The following is a 937-nucleotide window of genomic DNA, read 5'->3' as shown; positions in this document are numbered from 1 at the left end:
GATAATCGTTGCGAGGTAGGGATCCGCCCAGGACGATCGACAGGTTGCGCAGGAGATCGTGCTGCACTTCCAGCGTTGCGACCTCGGTCAGCACGCCGCTGGAGCCCGGGATCGTCGTCTCGGTGACGCCCGTCGCGGCGGTGAGCCGGACGGTGGTGAGCGGGCTTGCGGCCCAGACTAGGGCCGCGTTGAGCAACGGCGCATTGATGTCGCGGAGGGTCGGGTCGACGTAGGTCCGATGCTGGATGCCGGCCGAGATCTCACCCGTCACGGAGCGCGCGAGCCCGATGCTCGTGCCGAAGGCGAGCGCGATGCCGTCCGAATCCCGGCGCACACCCGTCAGGTCGAACCGCTGATCGTAGACACGGGTGTCGCCGAGGAGGTCGATGAATGGGCTGAAATCGGGGTTGACCTCGTAGGCCGTGCGCAATTGGAGACTGTACTGATTCAAGTTCCGGTCGGACTGATTGATGGTCGTCCCATTGGCCAAGCGGGCATTATCGAACTCCGACCGGTCGATGGACCCGCGCAGAGTCACCGACAGACGGTTGAACGTCTCCGTGGCGCCCAACGACCCGCCGTAAACAGCCAGAAGCGGCCGGCTCGTCGCCGCGGGGGCCTGCAGGTTGGCGCTCGACGTGCGCTGCGTGTCCACCAGGAAGCGTCCCTCCGCGTCGATGCGCAGATCCCGGTTGGCGTCGATCCGCAGGCGCACGGTGCCGTCCGCTGCGGGGCGGCTCGCGGCCTCGTTCTGCGGCGTTTCGAGGTAAGAACCCCTGAGCGAACCCTGTAGGGAACTCGAGGACCAGTTGCTGCGGAAGTCGACCGTGGCGTCTGTGCGCAGGGCGACCGAGCCCTTTGCGATCTGCCGGCTGGTCTGGTCCGGATTCGAGTCGTAGCCGATGCTCTGTGCGAAGGGCGGGAGCACCGTGAAAGT

General features: G+C 66.3%; 1 protein-coding gene. It reads right to left on the bottom strand.

What is annotated here, in order from left to right; translation table 11 throughout:
• Window positions 1-937, bottom strand: a 937-nt coding sequence (locus I53_RS02395; protein WP_043346228.1) for an outer membrane beta-barrel protein, incomplete at both ends; no start/stop codon positions are given.

Origin of the sequence: Methylobacterium sp. B1, assembly GCF_000333255.1 — a bacterium.
GTDB classification, from domain to species: Bacteria; Pseudomonadota; Alphaproteobacteria; order Rhizobiales; family Beijerinckiaceae; genus Methylobacterium; species Methylobacterium fujisawaense.
Note: the sequence above shows the minus strand (reverse complement) of the source record. Positions and strands in the feature narration are given on the sequence as shown.